A 6085-nucleotide genomic window follows, 5' to 3' on the forward strand; every position below is an offset into this window, starting at 1 on the left:
GTCTGCGTCCAGTGCGTCTTCCCCGAGGCCGACAGCGGATCGTCGGGATGGATCGTCCAGGTCTCGCGGGCGATGCTGCCATTGGCGAGGCGATGGGCGAGATCACGCACCTCGCCGAAATCGTCAACAATGGAAAGCGTCACCATTCCGGTCTTCTCATCACGATCGACATGGCGCTCTGAATTGGCGGCGCGGATCGTCTCTGTTGCCCAGGGGGTGGCACCTTCCGGCTCGGCGAACGTCACTTCGTCGCCTGTCGCCAGCGGCCGCAGCGGCAAATTGAGCGTCGCCGTCGACAAGGTGAGCTGGACCGGCTCCGGCGACGGCCAGATGGCAGGCCAATAGGCGTTCGAAACGGCAACACGCAGCCGGTGGCCGGCCGGCACGCGATAGGCGCATTGATCGAGCACGACGCGCACCGAGACGGTTTCGCCCGGCACCAGCGCCTCGGGGAATTCGTGCGAATTGCGGTGCGTCAGATTGAGCACGCCATAGGAGATCAACTCCGAGGCGCCGTCGGGATGCACATCGCAAAGCCGGACCGCGATGTTGGCCTGCGGACGATCAGAGGATAGCCGCAGCTCGACCTCCGGCGCTCCGACGATGTCGATCGGCTCGCTGAGTTCCGGCTGGTCGAAACACACCGACAGCGCATCGTCGGGGCGCTGGTCGCCGGGCAGTTCGGGGCCGAAGGTGAAGGGAAAATACTCGCCGCCGGCCAGGCCGCAGCTTTGCGGAGAGGCGATGATGGCGGGTTTTTCCGTTGAGGGGATCAGATCGACTGTTTGCATCTTGATGGTTGGCGAGGGCCATTCCTGCTCCGCCACCCAACGGCCGGGACGCTCGGGGTGCCAGCGCGCCGGACGCACGCTGTCCATGACATAGGCGCGGTAGGCCGGGTCGGCCTCGACGCCGGTGTCGACACCCTTCAGCCAGCGGTCCCACCAGCGCAAGGCCTCCTGCAGGAAGCCGATGGCAGGCTTGGGCCCGGCGTAGTGCGGGTATTTGTGGATCCATGGCCCGACGATGCCCTTGACCGGGGCTTGGATGTTGGTCGCCAGATGCGAGACGGTGTTGCGGTAGCCGTCATGCCAGCCGCCGATCGACAGCACGGCGGCTTTGACGGCGGAAAAATCCTCGCAGATCGAGCCGCGCTTCCAGTAGGCATCACGGTGCTGGTGTTTCAGCCACAGCGGCGCCAGGAAGGATTGGTTCTCCAGCCGGGTCAGCCACAGATCGCGCCACCGGTTGTCGCCGGCCAAAAGCGGATCCGGCGGCCGCGACGAGTAGGACAGCATGGTCGAGGCCCAGCCGAAATTCTCGATCAGCAGGCAGCCGCCCTTGTAGTGGATGTCGTCGGCATAGCGGTCGACGGTCGAGCACAGGCTGATCACCGCTTTCAGCGCCGGCGGCCGCTTGGCCGCCACCTGCAGGCAGTTGAAGCCGCCCCAGGAAATGCCCATCATGCCGACATTGCCGTTGCACCAGGGCTGGCTTGCCGCCCAGGCGATGACGTCGCAGGCGTCCTGCAATTCCTGCTCGGAATATTCGTCGTCCATCAGCCCTTCGGAATCGCCATTGCCGCGCATGTCGACGCGGATCGAAGCATAGCCGTGGCCGGCGAAATAAGGATGCGTCAGCTGATCGCGAAAGATGGTGCCGTCGCGCTTGCGGTAGGGCAGATGCTCTAGGATGACAGGCACCGGATCGTCGCCCGCATCCTCCGGCATCCACACCCGCGCCGACAGGCGGCAGCCATCCGGCATGACGATGCCCATATCCGGGAATTCGACGATTTTGCGGGCAAATTCGGTGACGGTTTTCATGGCATGCTCCAGGATCGCCAGATGATGGAACCTGCCGTGCCGCGTCGTGGGCCAGCCAACGAATTCGGCTGGTCAATCCGCGTCAGTTCAGCGGGATATCGTTATCGTCCTTGTTCGCCTGATAGATGTTGGACAATTCATCGTAGCGCGCCGAAATCGCGCCGATACGGGTCTCCAGCCGTCGCCGCTCTGCCTCGGGCAACGCTCGCACCAGCCTGCGGATAGAAAAGCTCTTCCAGTAGGCATTCTCGGCATTGTAGCCGCCGGGATCGAGGGTGAAGACCTCTTTCAGGATCTTCAGGTCGTGCGGGATGGCGAAGCTGTCGCGCGAATCCTCGTGGCTGAACAGATAGTAGAAATTATCGAAGCCGGTCCAGGTGATCGCCGACAGGCACAGCGAGCAGGGTTCGTGCGTGGCGATGAAGATGGCGTCTTTCGTATCGACGCGCTCAGCCCTGGGCATTTCGTAGAAACGCTTCAGGCAGTGTACCTCGCCATGCCAGAGCGGGTTTTCCATCTCGTTGTTGGTTTCAGCCAGCACCAGCGAACGGTCGTCCTTGCGCAGGATCGCCGCGCCGAACAGCTTGTTGCCATAGGTAACGCCCTCGGCCGTCTTCGGCACGATGTCGTGCTCGATCACATCGAGCAGGCGGTCGATCAGTGAAATATCGGTCACAGGAGGCTCTCGTTGGGCAAGTGGATCTCGTAGGCGTGCGAGAAATGGAACTCTTCGAGATTGGAGCCATCGCCGCCACGGTCGACGATCAGGAAGTCCTGAGCCTCGCCGAGCGGCGTCAGCACGCCATGCCAGAGATTGCGCCGGTAATTGATACCTTGTCCGGGTGCGGTGATGAAGGCATGCGGCTCGCCCGGCCCCTGCTCCCCGTCATGGCAGACGACGACCAGGAAGGGGCGCGGCGAGAGCGGGATGAAGGCCTGGCTGCCGAAGGGATGGCGCTCGACCATGCTCAATTTCAGGGGCAATTCGTAGGGCGTGCCGCGCACCATCGAGATCAGCACGCGGGCGTTCGGACCGGTTGCTTCGGCGGTAGCCAGATCATGATAGCGCTCGGCCCTGCCGCCATTGATCGGGTAGTGGTTGTCGCCGCCCATGTCGATGACATCGCCGAAGGGGGCAAAGCCCTCGCGGGTCAGCGGCCGCGCGACGATACGGGTCACAGCGCGCGCCTTGCGATGCCGGCGCCGCCGAGCTTGGCGTGCCGGTTGACGTCCTTGTAGAGCAGATAGCGGAATTTACCCGGGCCACCGGCATAGCAGGCCTGCGGGCAGAAGGCGCGCAGCCACATATAGTCGCCGGCCTCGACCTCGACCCAGTCCTGGTTGAGGCGGTAGACGGCCTTACCCTCCAGCACATAGAGACCGTGCTCCATGACATGGGTCTCGGCGAAGGGAATGACCGCGCCGGGTTCCAGCGTGACAATGGTCATGTGCATGTCGTGGCGCAAATCTGCCGGATCGACGAACCGCGTCGTCGCCCAGCGGCCTTCGGTGCCGGGCATCGGCGTTGGCGCGATCTCCTGCTCATTGGTGAAGAAGGCTTCCGGCACATCGAGACCGTCGACCACCTCGTAAGCCTTGCGAATCCAGTGGAAGCGCACGGCGGCCCTGCTTTCGTTGCGAACCGTCCAGCCGCTGGCCGGCGGCAGGAAGGCAAAGCCGCCGGGCCGCAACACATGCGTCTTGCCGGCAAGCAGAACCGTCAGTTCGCCTTCGACCACGAACAGAGCGCCTTCGGCGCCGGCATCGGGTTCCGGCCGATCGCTGCCGCCGCCGGGCGCGACCTCGACAATGTATTGCGAGAACGTCTCGGCAAAACCCGATAGCGGTCGCGACAAGATCCAGACGCGGGTTTCGTCCCAGAACGGCAACGCACTGGTCACGATGTCCTGCATCACACCCCGGGGAATGACGGCATAGGCCTCGGTGAAGACGGCGCGGCCGGTCAGAAGCTCGTTCTGGCCGGAATGGCCGCCATGTGGCGCGTAATAGGTTCGCTCGGGCATCCTGATCGTATCCATGGTTTCAAACCTATTGCGGAAGCATGTCCTTGAGGCGGAGCAGCGCGATGCGCTCGACCTGTTTGCAGGCGGTCTCGAATTCGACGCCGCGGCTGTTGCCGATGCGCGCCTCGAACTCCGCCAGGATTTCCTCCTTCGTCTTGCCCTTCACCGCGATGATGAAAGGGAAGCCGAAGGTGGTGACGTAGGCGGCGTTGAGCTTGGAAAACAGTTCGCGCTCCTTGTCGGTCAGCGCGTCGAGGCCGGCCGAGGCCTGTTCCCTGGTCGATTCCGCCGTCAGCCGTTTGGCCTTGGCCAGCTTGCCGGCAAGGTCGGGATGGGCGTTGAGCACCGAAAGCCGTTCGGTTTCGCTGGCGGAGCGGAAGATACGGCAAAGCGCATTGTGCAGGCCGCCCGAAGTGTCATGCGCCGGGCCTAGTTCCAGTTCGTAGGCGCGTTCGGCGATCCAGGGCGAATGCTCGAACACGCCGCCGAAAGTGTGGACGAAGGTCTCGAATTCCATCTTCGATGGACGGAGTGCCGCCGGTTGATAAGGATTGACCTCTTGCCAGTGCTTGGCGATGTCGATGCGCCTCGCCAGCCAGACCTTGTCGTGCGACTTCACATAGTCGACGAAGCGCTTCAGCGCCGCCACCCGGCCCGGCCGCCCGACGAGGCGGCAGTGCAGGCCGATGTTCATCATGCGTGGCCGGCCGGCCTTGCCCTCGGCATAGAGCGTATCGAAGCTGTCCTTCAAATAGGCAAAGAACTGGTCGCCCGAGTTGAAACCTTGCGGCGTGGCGAACCGCATGTCGTTGGCGTCGAGCGTATAGGGGATGATGAGTTGCGCGCCGCCCTCATGCTCGAACCAGTACGGCAGCTCGTCGTCATAGGTGTCCGACACATAGTCGAAGCCGCCTTCTTCCGCCACAATCCGCACCGTGTTGATCGATGTGCGACCCGTATACCAGCCGGTCGGGCGCGCGCCGGTCACTTCGTAGTGCAGCTTGATCGCCGCCTCGAGGTCGCGGCGCTCATCCTCGGCGCTGTGGTCGCGGTAGTCGATCCATCTTAAGCCGTGCGAAGCGATCTCCCAGCCGGCGTCATGCATGGCCGCTACCTGATCCGGCGAACGGGCGAGCGCTGTGGCGACGCCGTAGCAGGTGATCGGCACTTGCGACTCGGTGAACAGCCGGAGCAGCCGCCAGAAGCCGGCGCGGGCGCCGTATTCGTAGATGGATTCCATGTTCCAGTGGCGTTGACCCACCCAGGGTGCCGCGCCGACGATTTCCGACAGGAAGGCTTCGGACGCCTTGTCGCCATGCAACACGCAGTTTTCGCCACCTTCCTCGTAATTGACGACGAACTGCACGGCGACATGTGCACCGCCAGGCCATTTCGGGTCCGGCGGATTGGCTCCGTAGCCACGCATGTCTCTGCTGTAACGCATCGTCCCTCCCGCCGGGCACGGCCCGAAGTATGATCAGAATATCGAAAGGGTGCTTCTCGCATTCCCCCGAAAATTTTTGAAAGTGTTTTTGTCGCACTCCGCTCGACCGGGACTTATGCATCGCCTTTAATTGGCGCACAATTCACTGTTGATACTTGACCGTACCGGGCCAATTCGCTCGTACCGGAAATGGGAGGCGGCCAATGGCAGAAACGTCGAAAGCCGACGGCGGGCGTCTGACGACCCATGTTCTCGACACGGCGACCGGCAAGCCGGCGGCGGGACTGTCGATCGCGCTCTATCACCTCGAGGGCAAGGCGCGGACACATCTGAAGACCGTTCTCACCAATGCCGACGGCCGTTGCGACAAGCCGCTGCTCGCCGGCGCGGAATTCCGCACCGGCGAATACGAACTGGTCTTCGCCGCCGGCGACTATTTGCGCCAGCAGGGGTTGAGCCTGCCGAAACCGGCCTTTCTCGATGTGATACCGATCCGCTTCGGCATGGCCGAGCCTGTGCATTATCATGTGCCACTGCTGGTCTCGCCCTACGGTTACTCGACCTACAGGGGGAGCTGAGGCATGACGAAAATTAGCATCCGCAACGAAATCCGCTTCATTCTCAATGGCAGGGATGTGGCGCTTTCGTCGGTGGCACCCGACGCGACCTTGCTCGACTGGCTGCGGCTCGACCGTTCGCTGCGCGGCACCAAGGAAGGGTGTGCCGAGGGAGACTGCGGTGCCTGCACCGTGCTGGTCGGCAAGCTGTCGGAGGGCGGCTTGGTCTATGAA

General features: G+C 63.2%; 7 protein-coding genes. 2 read left to right on the top strand and 5 right to left on the bottom strand.

The annotated features are described in order from the left end of the window. From EN991_RS20015 to puuE, 5 genes are all read right to left on the bottom strand, one after another. Window positions 1-1826 (bottom strand): CocE/NonD family hydrolase (locus tag EN991_RS20015; protein ID WP_127369373.1); only part of this gene is annotated, 1826 nt, incomplete at its 3' end. Window positions 1827-1908: 82 nt separating this feature from the next. After that, window positions 1909-2502 carry a nucleoside deaminase gene (locus tag EN991_RS20020; protein WP_024501941.1) on the bottom strand — a complete coding sequence of 198 codons (594 nt, stop codon included), beginning with the start codon at window positions 2500-2502 and terminating at the stop codon, window positions 1909-1911. After that, complete coding sequence (locus tag EN991_RS20025; RefSeq protein WP_013528245.1) at window positions 2499-3005, bottom strand: ureidoglycolate lyase; 507 nt, start codon at window positions 3003-3005, stop codon at window positions 2499-2501. The genes EN991_RS20020 and EN991_RS20025 overlap by 4 nt, the downstream gene beginning before the upstream one ends. After that, window positions 3002-3865, bottom strand: a complete 864-nt coding sequence (locus EN991_RS20030; RefSeq protein WP_024501939.1) for a bifunctional allantoicase/(S)-ureidoglycine aminohydrolase — start codon at window positions 3863-3865, stop codon at window positions 3002-3004. The genes EN991_RS20025 and EN991_RS20030 overlap by 4 nt, the downstream gene beginning before the upstream one ends. A 10-nt stretch (window positions 3866-3875) precedes the next feature. Continuing rightward, complete coding sequence (puuE, locus tag EN991_RS20035) at window positions 3876-5294, bottom strand: allantoinase PuuE (RefSeq protein ID WP_127369374.1); 1419 nt, start codon at window positions 5292-5294, stop codon at window positions 3876-3878. A gap of 203 nt (window positions 5295-5497) precedes the next feature. Here puuE and uraH point away from each other — a divergent pair, with 203 nt between their 5' ends. Together uraH and EN991_RS20045 are read left to right on the top strand one after the other, a co-directional pair. Further along, a complete protein-coding gene (gene uraH / locus EN991_RS20040; RefSeq protein ID WP_013528242.1) occupies window positions 5498-5872 on the top strand; it encodes a hydroxyisourate hydrolase in 375 nt (124 codons plus the stop codon). A gap of 3 nt (window positions 5873-5875) precedes the next feature. Beyond that, window positions 5876-6085, top strand: a 210-nt coding sequence (locus EN991_RS20045) for a 2Fe-2S iron-sulfur cluster-binding protein (RefSeq protein ID WP_127369375.1), incomplete at its 3' end; no start/stop codon positions are given.

The organism is Mesorhizobium sp. M7A.F.Ca.US.005.03.2.1, from assembly GCF_003997795.1.
Lineage (GTDB): Bacteria > Pseudomonadota > Alphaproteobacteria > Rhizobiales > Rhizobiaceae > Mesorhizobium > Mesorhizobium ciceri.

What these genes read in the sequence shown, in the direction of transcription:
- uraH (WP_013528242.1), top strand. Translation starts at nt 5,498, where the DNA reads ATGGCAGAAACGTCGAAAGCCGACGGCGGGCGTCTGACGACCCATGTT.
- EN991_RS20030 (WP_024501939.1), bottom strand. Translation starts at nt 3,865, where the DNA reads ATGGATACGATCAGGATGCCCGAGCGAACCTATTACGCGCCACATGGC.
- puuE (WP_127369374.1), bottom strand. Translation starts at nt 5,294, where the DNA reads ATGCGTTACAGCAGAGACATGCGTGGCTACGGAGCCAATCCGCCGGAC.